Genomic DNA, 18,085 nt, shown 5'->3' with positions numbered 1-18,085 from the left:
GTGACGAACGCAACCGACCACGCCGACGTGAGCGTGGCGAACCGCACCCGCCTGAGCGCCCTGAAGGTCGCCGAGCTCCAGGAGCTCGCCGCCTCCCTCGGCATCGCGGGTGCCTCAAAGCGCCGAAAGGGAGAACTCGTGGACCTGATCTCCGCTCACCAGGACGCGGGCGTCGCCGCCGACGCACCCGGCGAGCAGGCCGTGACCGAAGCTCCCGCGTCGGAGGCTCCCGCGTCGGAGGCTCCCGCGTCGGAGGCTCCCGCGTCGCCAGCGATCGAGGTTCCGACCGAGCAGTCCGCCACCGCCGAAGCGCCCGCCGAATCCGCCGTCGAGGCGCTGGCCGAGCCGGCGCCCGAGACGGCGGCCCCCGAAGCCGCGCCCGCAGAGACGGCGGCCCCCGAAGCCGCGCCCGCAGGCGCTTCGCAGCCGGACGCGACGGCTGACGCCCCGGTCGTGACGCCGCCGGTGCGGCAGGCTCGCCTGCCGCGACGCGTGACCACCGCGTCGACGTCGGCCCTCCAGCACGTGAACAACGGCGGCGGGGGCGTCTCGCTCGTGCCGGCAGACGTCGATGCGGAGGCCCGTGAGGCCGCGCGCGCGGCGGTCCGCGAGCAGCTCGCGGCAGCGACGGGCGAGGGCGCCCGCGGCGTCCAGCCCGCCGAGGGCGAGGGCGAGGCGACCGCCGAGCAGCCGCGCCAGGGCCGCAGCCGCAGCCGGGGCCGCCGGGGCGGCGACCGTGTCGAGCGCGGCGGCGACGAGCAGCAGAAGGCCGGCGAGGAGCGCCAGGGCCAGGGCCGCAACGGCCAGGGGGGCGAGCGCCAGAACGGCGACGGCGGCCGCAGGGGCGAGGAACAGGGTGGGAAGCCCGCGCGCGAGCGCCAGCCCGAGGCCGAGCCCGGCAAGCAGCCCGCCGAGGGGCGCAGCCAGGGCCGTGAGAGCCGCGAGGCGCCGCAGGGCGAGGGCGAGGGCGGCCGGCGCAGCCGGTACCGCGACCGCAAGCGTCGCGGCCAGGGCGCCGGCACCGACGAGATCGAGCCCGAGATCCTCGATGACGACGTGCTGATCCCGATCGCCGGCATCCTCGACGTGCTCGACAACTACGCCTTCGTGCGCACGACCGGTTACCTCCCCGGTCCGAGCGACGTCTACGTCTCGCTCGGCCAGGTGAAGAAGTACAACCTGCGCAAGGGCGACGCGGTCGTGGGCGCCATCAAGCAGCCGCGCGAGGGCGAGTCCAACAGCCGCCAGAAGTACAACGCGCTCGTCAAGGTCGACTCCATCAACGGCCAGTCGGCCGACGAGGCCGCCGCCAGGGTAGAGTTCCAGAAGCTCACGCCGCTCTACCCGCAGGAGCGCCTCCGGCTCGAGACCGAGCCGACCAAGCTCACGCAGCGCATCATCGACCTCGTCGCGCCCATCGGCAAGGGTCAGCGCGGCCTGATCGTCGCGCCGCCGAAGGCCGGCAAGACGATCGTGCTGCAGCAGATCGCGAACGCCATCGCGACCAACAACCCCGAGGTGCACCTCATGGTCGTGCTCGTCGACGAGCGCCCCGAGGAGGTCACCGACATGCAGCGCACGGTGAAGGGCGAGGTCATCGCCTCGACCTTCGATCGTCCGGCGGAGGACCACACCACGGTCGCGGAGCTCGCGATCGAGCGCGCCAAGCGCCTGGTGGAGCTCGGCCACGACGTCGTCGTGCTGCTCGACTCGATCACCCGACTCGGCCGTGCCTACAACCTGGCCGCGCCGGCCTCCGGTCGTATCCTCTCGGGCGGCGTCGATGCGTCGGCGCTGTACCCGCCCAAGCGCTTCTTCGGCGCCGCGCGCAACATCGAGAACGGCGGGTCGCTCACGATCCTCGCCACGGCGCTCGTGGAGACCGGATCGAAGATGGACGAGGTGATCTTCGAGGAGTTCAAGGGCACCGGCAACTCCGAGCTGCGCCTGTCGCGCCAGCTTGCCGACAAGCGCATCTTCCCCGCCGTCGACGTGAACGCGTCGTCGACGCGTCGCGAGGAGATGCTCCTGTCGCCCGACGAGGTGAAGATCACGTGGAAGCTCCGCCGCGCCCTCGCGGGCCTCGAGCCGCAGCAGGCCCTCGAGGCCGTGCTCGGGCGCCTCAAGGAGACCCAGTCGAACGCCGAGTTCCTCCTGCTCATGCAGAAGTCGGTGCCGGTGGCCGCGAACGGCCACGGCACGGCCCACGCGCACGGGCACGAGTCCGACCACCGCTGAGGCATCCGTGTTCGATTCGGTCCAGGCGCTCGTCGCCGAGCACGCGCAGCTGCAGGAGCAGCTCGCCGACCCGGCGCTGCACGCCGACGCCGCGCGCGCGAGGAAGGTGAACCGGCGCTACGCCGAGCTCAGCCGGATCGTGCACGCCCACACGGCATGGCTCGAGGCGCAGGACGACCTCGCGGCCGCGAAGGAGCTCGCCAAGGAGGACGACGCGTTCGCCGAGGAGATCCCCGCGCTCGAGGAGGGACTCGGGCAGGCGCAGGAGCGGCTCCGACGGCTCCTGATCCCGCGCGACCCCGACGACGGCCGCGACGTCATCATGGAGATCAAGGGCGGTGAGGGCGGCGCCGAGAGCGCTCTCTTCGCGGGCGACCTGCTGCGCATGTACATGCAGTACGCGCAGTCGAGGGGCTGGAAGGTCGAGCTCCTCGACCAGAACGAGTCCGACCTCGGCGGGTACAAAGACGTCCAGGTCGCCATCAAGGCCAACTCCACCGATCCGGCGCAGGGCGTATGGGCGCACCTGAAGTACGAGGGCGGCGTGCACCGAGTGCAGCGCGTGCCCGCCACCGAGACCCAGGGTCGCATCCACACGTCGACGACGGGCGTGCTCGTCTTCCCCGAGGTCGACGAGCCCGAAGAGGTCGACATCAACCAGAACGATCTCAAGATCGACGTGTATCGCTCCTCCGGCCCCGGCGGCCAGTCGGTGAACACGACCGACTCGGCGGTGCGCATCACCCACCTGCCCACGGGCATCGTGGTGTCGATGCAGAACGAGAAGTCGCAGCTGCAGAACCGCGAGGCGGCCATGCGCGTGCTCCGGGCACGCCTGCTGGCGCGCCAGCAGGAGGAGCAGGCGGCCGCGGCATCCGATGCCCGCAAGTCGCAGATCCGCTCGATGGACCGCTCCGAGCGAATCCGCACGTACAACTTCCCCGAGAACCGCATCGCCGACCACCGCACGGGCTACAAGGCGTACAACCTCGACCAGGTCATGAACGGCGCACTCGAGCCGATCATCGAGTCGGCCGTCCACGCCGACGAGGAGGCCCGGCTCGCCGCGCTCGGCGACGAGTGAGCGCCGTCGTCCGCTGTGCGCCGCGCCACCTCGGCGCCCTCTGCGCCATTAGAGGTGGTGCAGAGGGCGCGGAAGTGGCGCAAATTGCGATCAGTCGACTCGTCCTCCACAGCCGCCGAGCGCGCCGAGAAGGTCGTGGTGGCGGGCGGATGCCTCGGGGCGACGCCTCCGGCCTGCGACGCTCGGGTGTATGGACCTCGACGCTCTCCCGCGCGGCGCAGGCGGCCTGATCCCGTCGGCTCGCGCACGGTCGATCGGCATGTCGGCGTCGCTCCTGACCGCGCGCGACGCCGGTGAGCTCGTCGCGGTGCGGCGCGGTGTCTACGTGCCGACCGGCTTCGATGAGCTGCCGGCGCTCGAGCGGCATCGCGCCCGCGCTTTCGCGGTCGCGCACCAACGGCCGGGCGTGGTCTTCGCCGGCTTCACGGCGGCGGTACTCCTGGGGATGCCCGTCGTCGGCGGGGTGCCCGACGAGATCGTCGTGCTCGCACGGCGCACTTCCGGTCGGCGTCGGAACGGCGTGCTCGAGATCGTTCGACCGCGTGGCGGCCATGTCGGCATGGCTGACGGCGTCATGACGACTTCGCGGGTCGACACCCTGCTCGAAGTGGCGCGAACGCGACCGCTGCTCACGGCGCTCGCGATGGTGGATGCCGCGTTGTACCGCCCGCGATTCGGCGACGCCGGCGCGGAGTGCAGGATCGAGGAACTCCGGCAGGCCTTCGTGGCGATGCTTCCGTTTCCGGGCAGTCGCAGGGTCGGGGTCGTCCTCGATCGGGCGACCCATCTCGCCGAGACGCCGCTCGAGACGCTCAGCCGAGTCCGTATCGACGAGCTGGGCTTCCCCCAGCCCGAGTTGCAGCGGTCCGTGTGGCGTCCCCGCAGTCGATCGCTCGCGTTCCTCGACTTCGCCTGGCCCGAGTACGGAGTCTGGGGCGAGGCGGACGGCGACGGCAAGTACCTGGGCAACGCGCGCCGGAGCGGCGATACCAGATTCGCCGCCGAGATCGTTCGCGACGAGAAGGCGCGCGAGAACGAGGTGCGAGCGGCGACGAGCTGGGCCTGCGCGCGATGGGACTGGGCGGAGGCGTGGAAGTCCGGCCCGCTCCGCGACATCCTGCTCCAAGCAGGCCTCCCGCGTGTGCGCTGACACGTGCTCGCGGCGCCCGCCCGCCCGCGTCGCTGCGCCATTTGCGCACCGATCGCGCCAGTTGACGTGGCGCAGAGCACGCGGAAGTGGCGCGGAGGCTGAAGTGGCCCGCCGGCCGGAACGCCGGCGGAGCGCGGAGTCGGAGCCCGCGCGAGCGCGAGCGCGGCTCAGATGTGCCAGTCGTGCACGCCGCGGGCCGCGTCCACCGTGGCGTGGGAGAGCGGTCGGACGCTCGCGGGCACGCCCACGAGGAGCGAGTGCGGGGGCGCGTGGCGCGTCACGACGGCGTTCGCGCCGACCGCGCTCCACGCACCGATGACGATGTCGCCGAGGATCTTTGCGCCGGCGCCGACGGTGACGCCGTCCTCGAGGGTGGGATGCCGCTTCGTACCGGGCGGCGTGTTCCGCGGCGCCTTCCCGCCGAGGGTGACGCCGTGATACAGCATCACGTCGTCGCCCACGACGGAGGTCTCGCCGACGACGACGCCCATGCCGTGGTCGATGAAGAAGCGCCGGCCGATGGTCGCGCCGGGGTGGATCTCGATTCCCGTGAGGAAGCGGACGAACTGCGAGAGCAGCCGGGCGGGCAGCCGGAAGTCGGCGCGCCACATGCGGTGCGCGAGGCGGTACGACCAGATGGCGTGCAGGCCCGAATACGCGAGGAAGACCTCGAGATCGCTGCGCGCGGCCGGGTCGTGGGAGCGGGCGGTCGCGAGGTCTTCCCTGAGCGTTCTGAGAATCGGCACCCGATCAGTCAAGCAGACCCTCGTACAGCACCGTCGACAGGTAGCGCTCGCCGTAGCTCGCGATGATCACGACGATGGTCTTGCCGGCGTTCTCGGGGCGCTTGGCGAGCTCGACGGCGGCGTGCACCGTCGCACCCGACGAGATGCCGCCAAGGATGCCCTCCTCGACCCCGAGCCGGCGCGCCATCGCGACGGCCTGGTCGATGTTCACGTCGACGATCCCGTCGTAGACCCCGCGGTCGAGGATCGACGGCACGAAGTTCGCGCCGATGCCCTGGATCTTGTGCGGCCCCGGCTGCCCGCCGTTGAGGATCGGCGATTCTGCGGGCTCGACGCCCACGATCCGCACCTCGGGCTTGCGCTCCTTGAGCACCTGGCCGACGCCAGAGACGGTGCCGCCGGTGCCGATGCCGGCGACGAACACGTCGACGCCGCCGTCGGTGTCGTTCCAGACCTCCTCGGCCGTGGTGCGCCGGTGGATCTCGACGTTGGCCGGGTTGTCGAACTGCTTCGCGAGCACCGCGCCGGGCGTGTCGGCGACGATCTGCTCGGCACGGGCGACGGCGCCCTTCATGCCCTCGCCGCCGGGCGTGAGCACGAGCTCGGCGCCGTACGCGCGGAGGAGGCCCCGGCGCTCGCGGCTCATGGTCTCGGGCATCGCGATGATCACGCGGTAGCCGCGTGCCGCGCCGATCATGGCGAGCGCGATGCCGGTGTTCCCGCTCGTCGCCTCGACGATCGTGCCGCCGGGCTGCAGCTCGCCCGAGGCCTCGGCGGCGTCGACGATGGCGACGCCGAGGCGGTCCTTCACGCTCGCCGACGGGTTGTAGAACTCGAGCTTCGCGAGCACCTCGCCCGCGGCCCCGTCGGTCACCCGGTTCAGCCGGACGAGCGGCGTGCCTCCGAAGATCTGCGTGATGTTGTCGAAGACCTTGGCCATGGTGCTTCCTCTCGGGTGCGGGCGACGGCGGGTCGCCGGGCTCCAGCCTACGGGGCGGGTGCTGGAGGGCACGGTGCGTTACATTCCATTGCGTGGATGAACGGATGCCGCAGCCGGGCGCACTCGACCTGCGCCTGGTGCGCGACGAGACGGTGGCACGATTGGCGGCGGCCGGCGTGCCGGATCCCGTGGTGGACACCGAGCTGCTGATCGGGCACGTGCTCGGCCTCTCCCGCGGCGGCGTGCAGGCGAGGCTCGTGATGGGCGGGCGGTTCTCCGAGGCGGATGCCGCGACGCTCGAGCCCCTCGTCGAGCGCCGCGTGCGGCGCGAGCCGCTCCAGCACCTCACGGGGCGAGCGCCGTTCCGCTCCCTGGAGCTCGCGGTCGGCCCCGGCGTGTTCGTGCCTCGGCCGGAGACCGAGCAGGTCACCCAGCTCGCGATCGATGCGTTGCGTGTCGCGACGGAGCCCGAGCCCATCGCGATCGACCTCGGCAGCGGCAGCGGCGCCATCGCGCTCGCGATGGCCACGGAGGTACCGCACGCACGGGTCTGGGCGGTGGAGAACTCGCCCGAGGCGTTCCCGTGGACCCGCCGGAACGTGGACGAGGTCGGGGCGCCGAACCTCGAGCTCGTATTCGGCGATCTCGCGACCGCGCTGCCCGAACTCGACGGCCGCGCCGCCGTGGTGATCTCGAACCCGCCGTACGTGCCCGCCGCGGAGATCCCGCGCGACGCCGAGGTGCGCCTGCACGACCCCGAGACGGCACTCTATGGCGGCGCCGACGGGCTCGACGTCGTGCGCGTGCTCTCGAAGCGCGCGCTCGAGCTGCTGCATCCCGGCGGCGTGCTCGTGATCGAGCACGCGGAGACCCAGCCGGCGCCGATCGCCGCGATCCTGACCGCCGACGGCTGGCGTGCCGTCGCGCACCACCGCGACCTCACCGGCCGCGACCGGGCGACGACCGCGGTGCGCTGACGCGCGGCATCCGCTACTTCTGACGTTCCGCCTCATGTTCACGTGGATCTTCGGCAACGCGATCGACCCCTCGGGCGGCTACGTCGACTACGTGGTGCCGGGCATCGTCCTGCTCTGCGCGGGCTTCGGCGCCTCTCCACGGCCGTCTCGGTCTCCCGCGACATGACCACGGGCATCATCGACCGGTTCCGCACCATGCCGATCCGCAGCGGCGCGGTGCTCACCGGACACGTCGTGGCGAGCCTCGCACGCAACCTCGTCGCGACCGCCGTGGTGATCGCGGTCGCGCTCCTCGTGGGCTTCCGGCCGGTCGCGACGCCGCTCGAGTGGGTCGCGGTGCGCGGCGTCGTCCCCGTCGAGACGATGCCCGAATGGCTGCAGCCGATCGCCGAGTGCCAGCCCATCACTCCGGTCATCGAGACGATCCGGGCCCTCCTCATGGACGCCCCGCTCGGCGACTCCGCCTGGTGGGCGATCGGGTGGTGCGTCGCCATCATCGCGGTCTCCGTCGTCTGGGGGGCGTGGCTGTTCCGTCGAAAGGCGGGCCGTCGCTGAACCGGAGTCGGGTCGGATGCCGCGGGCCGCACGGGCTCCCGGCATCCGTGGTTCACCCGACGCCGCGGTCGCCGGCGAACGCCTCGATCGCCTCGACGAGGGCGCCCGTGTTGTAGCCGTCGTCGACCTCGAGGAGCTGGAACGCCGTGATGCCGACCGCCTCGGCGCCCCGCACGTTCGCCCCCGAGTCGTCGACGAACATGGCGTCCTCGGCAGGGATGCCGTACCGGCTCAGGGCGCGCGTGTAGATGCGCGCCTCGGGCTTTCGCGCGCCCAGCACCGCCGAGACGAGGTCGTTCTCGCCGAGGAGGCCTGCGACCTCGGGCGCGAGCTCGGGCAGCGAGTCGCGGAAGATGATGGGGTTGTTCGAGAGGAGCGACACGGTGCCGAGCTCGGCGGCGCGTCGCAGCGCCGCGATCGACTCGGAGATCGGCGTCATCGCCGCCCGCCGGGCCTCGCGCCATCCGTCGGCCGTGAGCCGCCCGTCGGTCGCCTCGTTGAAGGCCGCGAGGTACTCCTCGGTCGAGGGATACTCGCCCGCCTCCGCGGCGGCCTCGAAGCCCTCCTCCCACCAGCGCTTGGCGAGTGCGTACTGGCTGATGCCCGTGAGTTCGGCGAGCCGCGGCAGTCGCCTGCGGAAGTCGTACGCGTACAGCGTCTTGTCGAAATCGAACAGGAACAGGAGCGCGGCCATGACCCGAGTATGCCAAGGCCGGGGGTCTAGAATCGAGCGGTCATGACTGCCATCTACGACTGTTCGGTCGACTCACAGCTGCTCGCCGGAATGCGGCTCGCCCGCGGGGCCATCGGGCGCGGCGAACTCGTGGTGATCCCGACCGACACGGTCTACGGTGTCGCCGCCGACGCGTTCGCGCCCGCGGCCGTGGCGCGCCTGCTCGAGGCGAAGGGCCGCGAGCGCACCTCGCCGCCTCCCGTGCTCATCCCGGGCATCCCCACGCTCGACGCGCTGGCGAGCGACGTGCCCGAGCCCGTGCGCCGGCTCGTCGCGGAGTTCTGGCCCGGCGGCCTCACGGTCATCCTGCACGCGCAGCCGTCGCTCCGCTGGGACCTCGGCGAGACGCGGGGCACCGTCGCGCTCCGCATGCCGGCCAACCCCATAGCCCTCGAACTGCTCTCCGAGACCGGCCCGCTCGCCGTGTCGAGCGCCAACCGATCGGGGGAGCCCTCGGCCGGCACGGCGGCCGAAGCGGAGGCCATGCTCGGCGACGCCGTGACCGTGTACCTCGACGGCGGCCCGGCGGGCATCGGCTACGACCCGATCGGCGAGCGGGCGGGCGACACGTCCTCCACGATCGTGGACGCCACGGGCCTCGCCGCCGACGGGGGAGTGCTGCGCATCGTGCGGGCGGGTGTCATCTCCCGTGAGCGCATCGCGGCGGTCGTGGGCGACGAGCTCCTGGCGCAGGCGGGGACGGCACCCGACGCCGAGGAGCCCGAGCCGGCGACATCCGATGCCGCGACGACCGATACGGCCGACGAGCCCGCACCCGCAGCCTCCGACGAAGCGGATGCCGCCGCCTCATGACCCTCTTCCTCGCGCTCGCCCTCGTGGCCGCGCTCGTGAGCTTCGGCGGCTCGGTGCTGGTGTGGAAGCTCAGCCTCAAGTACCGGTTGTACCCGAAGATCCGCGAGCGCGACGTGCACACCCGGCCGACGCCCCGGCTGGGCGGCATCGCGATGTTCATCGGCATCCTCGCGGCGTTCGCGGCGGCCGCGTTCGTCTCGTCGCTGGGCTCCACGCGGTTCTCGAACATCTCGATCATCTTCCAGAACCCGGCCCAGGTGGTCTCGATCCTCGGGGCTGCGCTCCTCATCGTGCTCATCGGCGTCGCCGACGACATCTGGGATCTCGACTGGACCACGAAGCTCGCCGGCCAGTTCATCGCCGCGGGCCTCATCGCCTGGCAGGGCGTGTCGATCGTCTCGCTGCCGATCGGGGGCATCACGGTCGGCTCGTCGTGGATGAGCGCCACCATCACGGTCTTCACGATCGTGCTCGTGATGAACGCCATCAACTTCATCGACGGGCTCGACGGGCTGGTCGCCGGGGTCGCCCTCATCGCGAACGGCGTCTTCTTCCTCTACACGTACCTGCTCGTGCAGCAGACCTCGCCGCTCAACTACTTCAACCTCGCGTCGCTCATCGCGGTCGTGCTGGTCGGTGCGCTCGCCGGTTTCCTGCCGCTCAACTGGCATCCGGCCAAGCTGTTCATGGGCGACGCGGGCGCGCTGCTCGTCGGCCTGCTCATGGCCACGTCGGCGATCTCGGTGACGGGCCAGATCAACCCGGGCTCGGTCGGCCTCGAGGAGCTGTTCGCCGCCTTCATCCCGATCATCCTGCCGTTCGCGGTGCTCATCATCCCGCTACTCGACTTCGGCCTCGCCGTGATCCGCCGCCTGCGGGCGGGCAAGTCGCCGTTCGCCGCCGACCGCAAGCACCTGCACCACCGTCTGCTCGACATGGGCCACTCGCACCTGAACGCGGTGCTCATCTTCTACGCGTGGACCGCGGTCGCGTCGATCGGATGCCTCCTCACCTACGTCTTCCCGCTGTACTTCGGCATCGACGCCATCTGGGGCTTCGTCTTCCTCGGCGTCGGCTTCGTGGCGAGCGCCGCGTTCACCCTCGCCCCGCTCGGACGCCGCAAGCGCCTGACCGTGGCCGCCGAGGCCGAGCCCGTCGCCGCGGAGCCCTCGGTGTACGACGAGCTCGAGACCGGCCCCATCCCCGTGCACCACGTCGACGTCCTCGACGACCCCGCACGCACGGGGCACCCCGCTGCGGAGGTGCAGGGGCGGCTAGAATCGGGCGACCTCGAACTGGAGCACCATGACCGACCCTCGTCCTGAATCCGACCGCACGCCCACGTCCAATCCCGTGCTGCGCCGTGCGCTCGCGTGGGGCGTCGTGCTCGCGGGCGTCGTGCTCGTCGTGAGCGGCATCCTCGGGCTGGTGTTCGCGGGCACCGAGGGCCTCGTGAGCGCACTCGTCGGAACGCTCATGGCGGTCGTGTTCATGGGCATCACGGCGGCGAGCATCCTGTTCGCCAACCGGTTCGCCTCGAGCGACCTCTTCGTGGGCGCATTCTTCGGCATCGTGCTCGGCGGGTGGCTCCTCAAGTTCATCGTCTTCATCGCGCTCGTCGTGCTGCTTCGCGACGCCGACTGGCTGAATCCGACCGTGCTGTTCCTGAGCCTCGTGGCGGGCGTCATCGCGTCGCTCGTCGTCGACGTGCTGGTCGTCGCGAGGTCGCGACTGTCGTACGCGAGCGACGTGGAACTGCCCAAGGCTCCGCGCGACGATTAGGGCCGGACGAATTCGTCTGCTTGTAGAAGTCTTGCTAGAGTGATGGAGATCCCCCACGGTTTCCGCCCTGCTCCGGCATGTGCGGATTCCGTTTCCGATGTTCGTCGACGCGAGAGCCGAGCTCCACGCCCCGAAACAGGAGATAGCGCTGCTAGCTAACGCCCTGAACCTGCTGGTACCGATGTCCACCGACGATGGTGAGTTCCACGGGCCGTCGATCCTCGAGTTCTTCCCGGGCCCCCTGCTCTTCGAGGGCACGGCATTCGAGATCAACCGCATCCAGCTCGTCCGCTTCGTCGCGGTCGCCGCCCTCATCCTCGTGTTCTGGCTCGGCACGCGTCACATGCGCGTCGTGCCCGGTCGATTCCAGAGCCTCGTCGAGATGGGCCTCGACCTGGTGCGCGTGAACATCGCCGACGACCTGCTCGGCAAGACGGACGGCAAGCGGTTCCTGCCCCTGCTCACCACCATCTTCTTCATGGTGCTGTTCATGAACCTCACGGGCGTGATCCCGCTCCTGAACGTCGCGGGCACCTCGGTGATCGGCGTGCCGCTCGTGCTCGCGATCGTCGCCTACGTCGCGTTCATCTACGCGGGCGTCAAGAAGAGTCCGAAGAACTTCTTCAAGAACTCCCTCTTCCCGGCGGGCGTGCCGTGGCCCGTGTACATCATCGTCACGCCGATCGAGTTCATCTCGACCTTCATCATCCGTCCCATCACGCTCACCCTGCGACTCATGATGAACATGATCGTCGGGCACCTCCTGCTCGTGCTCTTCTTCGCCGCGACGCAGTTCTTCGTCGTCCAGCTCGGCGGATGGTGGACTCTCCTCGGCGTCGGGAGCCTGGCCTTCGGCCTCATCTTCACGCTCTTCGAGATCCTCGTCGCCGTCCTGCAGGCATACGTCTTCGCACTCCTCACCGCGGTCTACATCCAGCTCGCGGTCGCAGAAGAGCACTGAGCCCGGGCACCCGCCCAGAACATCCCGAGGAAAGGAAAACCCAACGTGGACGCAACTACCGTTCTCGCTGAGATCAACGGCAACATCGCGACCGTCGGTTACGGCCTCGCGGCGATCGGCCCGGCCATCGGCGTGGGCATCGTCGTCGGCAAGACGATCGAGGGTGTCGCCCGCCAGCCCGAGCTCGCCGGCCGCCTCCAGGTCCTGATGTGGATCGGCATCGCCTTCACCGAGGCGCTCGCCTTCATCGGCATCGCCACGTACTTCATCTTCACGTCCTAGTCCCCATCGCAGCGAGTTAGGAGGCCACCGTGCTTCACGCAGTACTCAGGGCTGCTGAGGAGGGCCAGGAGGCGACCCCGAACCCGATCCTTCCGGAACTGTACGACATCGTCTGGTCGGCGGTCTGCTTCGTCATCATCCTCGTCTTCTTCTGGAGATACGTGCTCCCGCGCGTCCAGAAGCTGCTCGACGAGCGTGCCGAGGCGATCGAGGGCAACATCGCGAAGGCCGACGAGGCGCAGCGCAAGGCGGAGGCGGCACTCGAGGAGTACACCGCCCAGCTCGCCGACGCGCGCACCGAGGCCGGTCGTATCCGCGAGAGCGCCCGCGAGGACGGCAGGAAGATCGTCGCGGAAGCCAAGGATCAGGCCGTGAGCGAGGCCGCCCGTGTCGCCGCGAGCGCGCAGGCGCAGATCGAGGCCGAGCGCCAGTCGGCCCTCGTGTCACTGCGTTCCGAGGTCGGCACGATCGCGATCGACCTCGCGTCGGGCGTGATCGGGGAGTCGCTCTCCGACGACCAGAAGGCGAAGGCCGTGGTCGATCGCTTCCTCGCCGACCTCGAGGCATCCGAGGCCACCGCCGGAGGGAAGAAGTAATCCATGGGTAGCGCTACGAGAGAGGCCCTGGCCCACGCACGGGCGGCGCTCGCGTCGCTCGGCAGTGCCGCACTGCCGGTCGCCGAGGACCTCCTCGCCGCGGGCCGCGTCATCGGGGCGACGTCGCAGTTGCGCACCGCGCTCACCGACAACGAGGCGGATGTCGCGCGGAAGCGCGCGCTCGTCGAGGCGGTCTTCGGCGCCAGGATCTCGGCCGATGCGGCGTCGCTGCTGGTCAGCGTCGCCTCGGGCCGCTGGTCGAGCGCGTCCGATTTCCTCGCCGGGCTCGAGGAACTCGGGTTCCGGCTGGCCGCGGACGCCGCAGGGGAGGGTGTCGACATCGACGCCGAGCTCTTCTCCTTCGAGCGCACCGTGGCCGCCGACTCCGAGCTCGAGCTCGCGATCGGTTCGAAGCTCGGCTCGCCCGCGGCCAAGGCCGCGGTGGTCGATCGTCTGCTCGGTGGGAAGGCGTCGCCGGCCACGGTCGTGATCGTGCGGCACCTCGTGCAGGATCCCCGAGGGCGTCGGATCGGCGAGATGCTGCGGAGCGCGGCATCCATCGTCGCCGACCAGCGCGGCTTCGACGTCGCCACGGTCACGACCGCCGCACCGCTCACCGACGCCCAGCTCTCGCGTCTCGAGCAGACCCTCTCGGCGCAGGCCGGCCGACGCATCCGATTCGACGCCATCGTCGATCCCGGCGTGCTCGGCGGGGTTCGCGTGCAGATCGGCGACGACGTCATCGACGGCTCCGTCGCCAGCCGCCTCGGCTCGCTGAGGCAGAAGCTTGCCGGCTGACGCCGGAGGAACACGACCGGCGTCCCGCGCCGCGACACACCAGTAGCTGTACAACCAGTACAGAAAAGGGCCTGGCCCGCAGAGAAGGAAATGGCAATGGCAGAACTCTCCATCAGCCCCGACGAGATCCGTTCGGCTCTCTCGGCGTTCGCCCGGGACTACGAGCCTGGCGCGGCCCAGAAGACCGAGGTCGGATACGTCACCGACGCCGCGGACGGCATCGCCCACGTCGAGGGCCTGCCCTCCGTGATGGCGAACGAGCTCGTGCGCTTCGCCGACGGCACGCTCGGCCTCGCGCTGAACCTCGAGGAGGACGAGATCGGCGTCGTCGTGCTCGGTGAGTTCACCGGCATCGAGGAGGGCATGGAGGTGACCCGCACGGGCGAGGTCCTCTCGGCACCCGTCGGCGAGGGCTACCTCGGTCGCGTCGTCGACCCGCTCGGCACCCCCATCGACGGCCTCGGCGAGATCACCGGCATCGAGGGCCGCCGCGCCCTCGAGCTGCAGGCGCCCGGCGTCATGCAGCGCAAGTCGGTGCACCAGCCGCTGCAGACCGGCATCAAGGCCATCGACGCGATGATCCCGATCGGCCGCGGCCAGCGCCAGCTGATCATCGGCGACCGCCAGACGGGCAAGACGGCCATCGCGATCGACACGATCATCAACCAGAAGGCCAACTGGGAGTCGGGTGACCCCGAGAAGCAGGTGCGCTGCATCTACGTCGCGATCGGCCAGAAGGGCTCGACGATCGCCGGCGTGAAGGGCGCCCTCGAGGACGCCGGCGCCATGGAGTACACGACCATCGTCGCGGCCCCCGCGTCCGACCCGGCCGGCTTGAAGTACATCGCCCCGTACACGGGCTCGGCCATCGGCCAGCACTGGATGTACGCCGGCAAGCACGTCCTCATCATCTTCGACGACCTGTCGAAGCAGGCTGAGGCGTACCGCGCCGTGTCGCTGCTGCTCCGTCGCCCGCCGGGCCGCGAGGCGTACCCCGGTGACGTGTTCTACCTGCACTCGCGCCTGCTCGAGCGTTGCGCGAAGCTCTCCGACGAGCTCGGCGCGGGCTCGATGACCGGCCTTCCGATCATCGAGACCAAGGCCAACGACGTCTCGGCGTACATCCCGACCAACGTCATCTCGATCACCGACGGCCAGATCTTCCTGCAGTCCGACCTCTTCAATGCCAACCAGCGTCCCGCGGTCGATGTCGGCATCTCGGTCTCCCGAGTCGGCGGTGACGCGCAGGTCAAGTCCATCAAGAAGGTCTCGGGCACGCTCAAGCTCGAGCTCGCACAGTATCGCTCGCTCGAGGCCTTCGCGATGTTCGCCTCCGACCTCGACGCGGCGAGCCGTCGCCAGCTCGCCCGCGGTGCGCGCCTGACCGAGCTGCTCAAGCAGCCGCAGTACTCGCCGTACCCCGTCGAGGAGCAGGTCGTCTCGATCTGGGCCGGCACCAACGGCAAGCTCGACGAGGTCCCGGTCGAGGACATCCTCCGCTTTGAGCGCGAGTTCCTCGACTACCTGGGCCGCAACACCACGCTGCTGACCGAGCTGCGTGATACCAACGTCCTCTCGGACGAGAACGTCGCCACGCTCGAGGCAGAGGTGGACAAGTTCAAGCTCGAGTTCCAGACGGGTGAGGGCAAGCCCCTCGCGTCGGTCGGGTCGGAGCAGTTCGAGGCGATCGCCGTCGAGGACGTCAACCAGGAGAAGATCGTCAAGTCTCGCCGCTAGGCGATTCGGCCGTCGATCGGACTCTAGGGATACAGGAGAGAAATGGGAGCGCAACTTCGGGTCTACCGGCAGAAGATCAAGTCTGCCCAGACGACGAAGAAGATCACCAAGGCGATGGAGCTCATCGCCGCGTCGCGCATCCAGAAGGCGCAGGCGCGGGTGAAGGCTTCGACGCCGTACTCGCGTGCCATCACGCGCGCCGTCTCTGCGGTCGCGACCTACTCGAACGTCGACCACGTGCTCACCACCGAGCCCGAGACGATCGAGCGCGCCGCCGTGGTGATCCTCACGTCCGACCGGGGCCTCGCCGGTGCGTTCAACTCGCAGGTGCTGCGCGAGGCGGAGGAGCTCAGCGAGCTGCTCCGCTCGCAGGGCAAGGAGGTCGTGTACTTCCTCGTCGGGCGCAAGGCAGTGGGGTACTTCCAGTTCCGCCGGCGGGCCTCCGAGCAGCAGTGGACCGGCAGCTCCGAGAACCCCGAGTTCGAGCTCGCGAAGGAGATCTCCGACGTCGTGCTCGAGGCGTTCCTGCGTGACGCGAGCGACGGCGGCGTGGACGAGATCCACATCGTCTACAACCGGTTCGTGAGCATGATGACGCAGACCCCAGAGGTCGTTCGCCTGCTGCCCCTCGAGGTCGTCGAGGGCGTCGAGGAGCCGGATGCCACGGTGCAGCCGCTCTACGAGTTCGAGCCCGACGTCGAGACCGTGCTCGACTCGCTGCTTCCGGTGTACATCGAGAGCCGCATCTTCAACGCCCTCCTGCAGTCGGCGGCCGCCAAGCATGCGGCGACGCAGAAGGCGATGAAGTCGGCGAGCGACAACGCCGACAAGCTCATCATCGACTACACCCGCCTCGCCAACAACGCGCGGCAGGCCGAGATCACGCAGCAGATCTCCGAGATCGTGGGCGGCGCCGACGCGCTCGCCGCCGCAGAGTAATCCAGAAAAGAGAGAGCAGAATGACTGACACCGCAACCGCGCCGGTCGCTGAGTCGACCGCGGGCGCCGTCGGCCGCATCGCCCGCGTCACCGGCCCCGTCGTCGACATCGAGTTCCCGCACGACTCGATTCCCGAGATCTACAACGCCCTGAAGACCACGATCACGATCGGTGACGAGTCCAACGAGATCACGCTCGAGGTCGCGCAGCACCTGGGCGACGACCTCGTTCGTGCGATCGCCCTGAAGCCGACCGACGGCCTCGTGCGCGGCCAGGAGGTCCGCGACACCGGTGCCGCGATCTCGGTTCCGGTCGGCGACGTCACCAAGGGCAAGGTCTTCAACGTCATCGGCGAGGTGCTGAACGCCGAGCCGGGCGAGCAGTTCGAGATCACCGAGCGCTGGCCGATCCACCGCAGGCCGCCGGCCTTCGACCAGCTCGAGTCGAAGACGCAGCTCTTCGAGACCGGGATCAAGGTCATCGACCTCCTCACCCCCTACGTGCAGGGCGGCAAGATCGGCCTGTTCGGCGGTGCGGGCGTCGGCAAGACCGTTCTCATCCAGGAGATGATCCAGCGCGTGGCGCAGGATCACGGTGGCGTGTCGGTGTTCGCCGGAGTCGGCGAGCGCACGCGTGAGGGCAACGACCTCATCCACGAGATGGAGGAGGCGGGCGTCTTCGACAAGACGGCCCTCGTCTTCGGCCAGATGGACGAGCCGCCGGGCACGCGTCTTCGCGTCGCGTTGTCGGCCCTGACGATGGCGGAGTACTTCCGCGACGTGCAGGGGCAGGACGTGCTGCTCTTCATCGACAACATCTTCCGCTTCACGCAGGCCGGCTCCGAGGTGTCGACGCTCCTCGGCCGCATGCCCTCCGCCGTGGGGTACCAGCCGAACCTCGCCGACGAGATGGGCATCCTGCAGGAGCGCATCACGTCGACGCGCGGTCACTCGATCACCTCGCTGCAGGCGATCTACGTGCCGGCCGACGACTACACCGACCCGGCGCCGGCGACGACCTTCGCGCACCTCGACGCGACAACCGAGCTCTCGCGTGAGATCGCGTCGAAGGGTCTCTACCCGGCCGTGGACCCGCTGACCTCGACGTCGCGGATCCTCGACCCCCGGTACCTGGGCGAGGACCACTACCGCGTCGCGACCACGGTCAAGCAGATCCTCCAGAAGAACAAGGAGCTGCAGGAGATCATCGCGATCCTCGGTGTCGACGAGCTCTCCGAGGAGGACAAGATCACGGTGTCGCGTGCGCGCCGCATCCAGCAGTTCCTCTCACAGAACACGTACATGGCCAAGAAGTTCACGGGTGTCGAGGGGTCCACGGTGCCGCTGAAGGACACCATCGAGTCGTTCGACGCGATCGCCCGCGGCGACTTCGACCACGTGGCCGAGCAGGCCTTCTTCAACGTCGGACCGATCTCCGACGTCGAGGAGAAGTGGGCTCAGATCCAGAAGGAGAACGGCTGAGCATGGCCGCCCTCAACGTGAGTGTCGTCTCGGCCGACCGGGAAGTCTGGTCGGGCGAGGCGGCCATGGTCGTGGCACGCACCGTCGAAGGCGAGATAGGCATCCTGCCGGGTCACGAGCCGATGCTTGCAATCCTCGCCGGCGGCGAGGTGCGCGTCACGCTGCCCGGCGGTGAGAAGATCACGGCCAGCGCGGAGGACGGGTTCCTCTCCGTGCATGCCGACGCGGTCCAAGTGGTCGCCTCACGCGCGGAACTCGCCTGAGGAGGTTCGG

The 18,085-nt window shown here is 69.9% G+C and carries 20 protein-coding genes; 17 read left to right on the top strand and 3 right to left on the bottom strand.

The annotated features are described in order from the left end of the window. From rho to IEX31_RS02710, 3 genes are all read left to right on the top strand, one after another. Positions 1–2,238, top strand: coding sequence for a transcription termination factor Rho (gene rho, locus IEX31_RS02720; protein ID WP_229662064.1), 2,238 nt, complete (start codon positions 1–3; stop codon positions 2,236–2,238). Positions 2,239–2,245: 7 nt separating this feature from the next. Beyond that, positions 2,246–3,322: a peptide chain release factor 1 gene (gene prfA / locus IEX31_RS02715; RefSeq protein WP_188741905.1), complete on the top strand. Its 1,077-nt coding sequence runs from the start codon at positions 2,246–2,248 to the stop codon at positions 3,320–3,322. A gap of 190 nt (positions 3,323–3,512) precedes the next feature. After that, positions 3,513–4,472 carry a hypothetical protein gene (locus tag IEX31_RS02710; RefSeq protein ID WP_188741904.1) on the top strand — a complete coding sequence of 320 codons (960 nt, stop codon included), beginning with the start codon at positions 3,513–3,515 and terminating at the stop codon, positions 4,470–4,472. A gap of 167 nt (positions 4,473–4,639) precedes the next feature. Here the strand turns inward: IEX31_RS02710 and epsC are convergent, their stop codons facing one another. Together epsC and cysK are read right to left on the bottom strand one after the other, a co-directional pair. After that, a complete protein-coding gene (epsC, locus tag IEX31_RS02705) occupies positions 4,640–5,218 on the bottom strand; it encodes a serine O-acetyltransferase EpsC (RefSeq protein WP_229662063.1) in 579 nt (192 codons plus the stop codon). A 4-nt stretch (positions 5,219–5,222) separates the two neighbouring features. Then, positions 5,223–6,158 (bottom strand): cysteine synthase A, encoded by a 936-nt coding sequence (cysK, locus tag IEX31_RS02700; protein ID WP_188741902.1) that lies wholly within the window; start codon positions 6,156–6,158, stop codon positions 5,223–5,225. 104 nt (positions 6,159–6,262) lie between these two features. On the opposite strand from cysK, the gene prmC reads away from it, so the two are divergent. The 3 genes from prmC to IEX31_RS02690 are packed head-to-tail and all read left to right on the top strand — an operon-like array spanning position 6,263 to position 7,690. Further along, positions 6,263–7,135 carry a peptide chain release factor N(5)-glutamine methyltransferase gene (gene prmC, locus IEX31_RS02695; RefSeq protein ID WP_188742111.1) on the top strand — a complete coding sequence of 291 codons (873 nt, stop codon included), beginning with the start codon at positions 6,263–6,265 and terminating at the stop codon, positions 7,133–7,135. 34 nt (positions 7,136–7,169) lie between these two features. Beyond that, positions 7,170–7,301, top strand: a complete 132-nt coding sequence (locus IEX31_RS19215; RefSeq protein ID WP_268236942.1) for a hypothetical protein — start codon at positions 7,170–7,172, stop codon at positions 7,299–7,301. Further along, positions 7,298–7,690, top strand: a complete 393-nt coding sequence (locus tag IEX31_RS02690) for an ABC transporter permease (RefSeq protein WP_229662062.1) — start codon at positions 7,298–7,300, stop codon at positions 7,688–7,690. Before IEX31_RS19215 ends, IEX31_RS02690 begins: the two co-directional genes overlap by 4 nt. Before the next feature lie 52 nt (positions 7,691–7,742). Here the strand turns inward: IEX31_RS02690 and IEX31_RS02685 are convergent, their stop codons facing one another. Further along, a complete protein-coding gene (locus tag IEX31_RS02685; RefSeq protein WP_188741901.1) occupies positions 7,743–8,384 on the bottom strand; it encodes an HAD-IA family hydrolase in 642 nt (213 codons plus the stop codon). Between the two features lie 42 nt (positions 8,385–8,426). On the opposite strand from IEX31_RS02685, the gene IEX31_RS02680 reads away from it, so the two are divergent. The 11 genes from IEX31_RS02680 (at position 8,427) to IEX31_RS02630 (ending at position 18,075) form a co-directional block, all read left to right on the top strand. Then, a complete protein-coding gene (locus tag IEX31_RS02680; RefSeq protein ID WP_188741900.1) occupies positions 8,427–9,236 on the top strand; it encodes an L-threonylcarbamoyladenylate synthase in 810 nt (269 codons plus the stop codon). Continuing rightward, the gene (locus IEX31_RS02675) at positions 9,233–10,561 is read left to right on the top strand and encodes an MraY family glycosyltransferase (protein ID WP_188741899.1); all 1,329 of its coding nucleotides are present in this window, start codon (positions 9,233–9,235) and stop codon (positions 10,559–10,561) included. The genes IEX31_RS02680 and IEX31_RS02675 overlap by 4 nt, the downstream gene beginning before the upstream one ends. Beyond that, positions 10,542–11,018 carry a Cg1360 family ATP-synthase-associated protein gene (locus IEX31_RS02670; protein WP_188741898.1) on the top strand — a complete coding sequence of 159 codons (477 nt, stop codon included), beginning with the start codon at positions 10,542–10,544 and terminating at the stop codon, positions 11,016–11,018. Before IEX31_RS02675 ends, IEX31_RS02670 begins: the two co-directional genes overlap by 20 nt. A gap of 181 nt (positions 11,019–11,199) precedes the next feature. Then, a complete protein-coding gene (gene atpB / locus IEX31_RS02665; RefSeq protein WP_229662061.1) occupies positions 11,200–11,979 on the top strand; it encodes a F0F1 ATP synthase subunit A in 780 nt (259 codons plus the stop codon). Positions 11,980–12,024: 45 nt separating this feature from the next. After that, positions 12,025–12,261, top strand: a complete 237-nt coding sequence (atpE, locus tag IEX31_RS02660; RefSeq protein WP_092670904.1) for an ATP synthase F0 subunit C — start codon at positions 12,025–12,027, stop codon at positions 12,259–12,261. A gap of 29 nt (positions 12,262–12,290) precedes the next feature. Then, on the top strand, positions 12,291–12,857 hold the full coding sequence (locus IEX31_RS02655) for a F0F1 ATP synthase subunit B (protein ID WP_188741896.1): 567 nt from the start codon (positions 12,291–12,293) through the stop codon (positions 12,855–12,857). A 3-nt stretch (positions 12,858–12,860) separates the two neighbouring features. Continuing rightward, on the top strand, positions 12,861–13,655 hold the full coding sequence (locus tag IEX31_RS02650; protein ID WP_188741895.1) for a F0F1 ATP synthase subunit delta: 795 nt from the start codon (positions 12,861–12,863) through the stop codon (positions 13,653–13,655). Between the two features lie 96 nt (positions 13,656–13,751). After that, a complete protein-coding gene (atpA, locus tag IEX31_RS02645; RefSeq protein ID WP_188741894.1) occupies positions 13,752–15,392 on the top strand; it encodes a F0F1 ATP synthase subunit alpha in 1,641 nt (546 codons plus the stop codon). A gap of 42 nt (positions 15,393–15,434) precedes the next feature. After that, positions 15,435–16,331 (top strand): F0F1 ATP synthase subunit gamma, encoded by an 897-nt coding sequence (locus IEX31_RS02640; protein ID WP_188741893.1) that lies wholly within the window; start codon positions 15,435–15,437, stop codon positions 16,329–16,331. A 20-nt stretch (positions 16,332–16,351) separates the two neighbouring features. Further along, positions 16,352–17,812 (top strand): F0F1 ATP synthase subunit beta, encoded by a 1,461-nt coding sequence (gene atpD, locus IEX31_RS02635; RefSeq protein ID WP_188741892.1) that lies wholly within the window; start codon positions 16,352–16,354, stop codon positions 17,810–17,812. A gap of 2 nt (positions 17,813–17,814) precedes the next feature. Continuing rightward, on the top strand, positions 17,815–18,075 hold the full coding sequence (locus IEX31_RS02630) for a F0F1 ATP synthase subunit epsilon (protein ID WP_188741891.1): 261 nt from the start codon (positions 17,815–17,817) through the stop codon (positions 18,073–18,075). The last annotated feature ends 10 nt before the right edge of the window (positions 18,076–18,085 follow it).

This window comes from Agromyces bauzanensis, assembly GCF_014645655.1.
Lineage (GTDB): Bacteria > Actinomycetota > Actinomycetes > Actinomycetales > Microbacteriaceae > Agromyces > Agromyces bauzanensis.
Note: the sequence above shows the minus strand (reverse complement) of the source record. Positions and strands in the feature narration are given on the sequence as shown.

Coding starts and splice junctions, on each gene's coding strand:
- IEX31_RS02710 (WP_188741904.1), top strand. CDS start 3,513: ATGGACCTCGACGCTCTCCCGCGCGGCGCAGGCGGCCTGATCCCGTCG.
- cysK (WP_188741902.1), bottom strand. CDS start 6,158: ATGGCCAAGGTCTTCGACAACATCACGCAGATCTTCGGAGGCACGCCG.
- prmC (WP_188742111.1), top strand. CDS start 6,263: ATGCCGCAGCCGGGCGCACTCGACCTGCGCCTGGTGCGCGACGAGACG.
- IEX31_RS19215 (WP_268236942.1), top strand. CDS start 7,170: ATGTTCACGTGGATCTTCGGCAACGCGATCGACCCCTCGGGCGGCTAC.
- IEX31_RS02690 (WP_229662062.1), top strand. CDS start 7,298: ATGACCACGGGCATCATCGACCGGTTCCGCACCATGCCGATCCGCAGC.
- IEX31_RS02685 (WP_188741901.1), bottom strand. CDS start 8,384: ATGGCCGCGCTCCTGTTCCTGTTCGATTTCGACAAGACGCTGTACGCG.
- IEX31_RS02680 (WP_188741900.1), top strand. CDS start 8,427: ATGACTGCCATCTACGACTGTTCGGTCGACTCACAGCTGCTCGCCGGA.
- IEX31_RS02675 (WP_188741899.1), top strand. CDS start 9,233: ATGACCCTCTTCCTCGCGCTCGCCCTCGTGGCCGCGCTCGTGAGCTTC.
- IEX31_RS02670 (WP_188741898.1), top strand. CDS start 10,542: ATGACCGACCCTCGTCCTGAATCCGACCGCACGCCCACGTCCAATCCC.
- atpB (WP_229662061.1), top strand. CDS start 11,200: ATGTCCACCGACGATGGTGAGTTCCACGGGCCGTCGATCCTCGAGTTC.
- IEX31_RS02650 (WP_188741895.1), top strand. CDS start 12,861: ATGGGTAGCGCTACGAGAGAGGCCCTGGCCCACGCACGGGCGGCGCTC.
- atpA (WP_188741894.1), top strand. CDS start 13,752: ATGGCAGAACTCTCCATCAGCCCCGACGAGATCCGTTCGGCTCTCTCG.
- IEX31_RS02640 (WP_188741893.1), top strand. CDS start 15,435: ATGGGAGCGCAACTTCGGGTCTACCGGCAGAAGATCAAGTCTGCCCAG.
- atpD (WP_188741892.1), top strand. CDS start 16,352: ATGACTGACACCGCAACCGCGCCGGTCGCTGAGTCGACCGCGGGCGCC.
- IEX31_RS02630 (WP_188741891.1), top strand. CDS start 17,815: ATGGCCGCCCTCAACGTGAGTGTCGTCTCGGCCGACCGGGAAGTCTGG.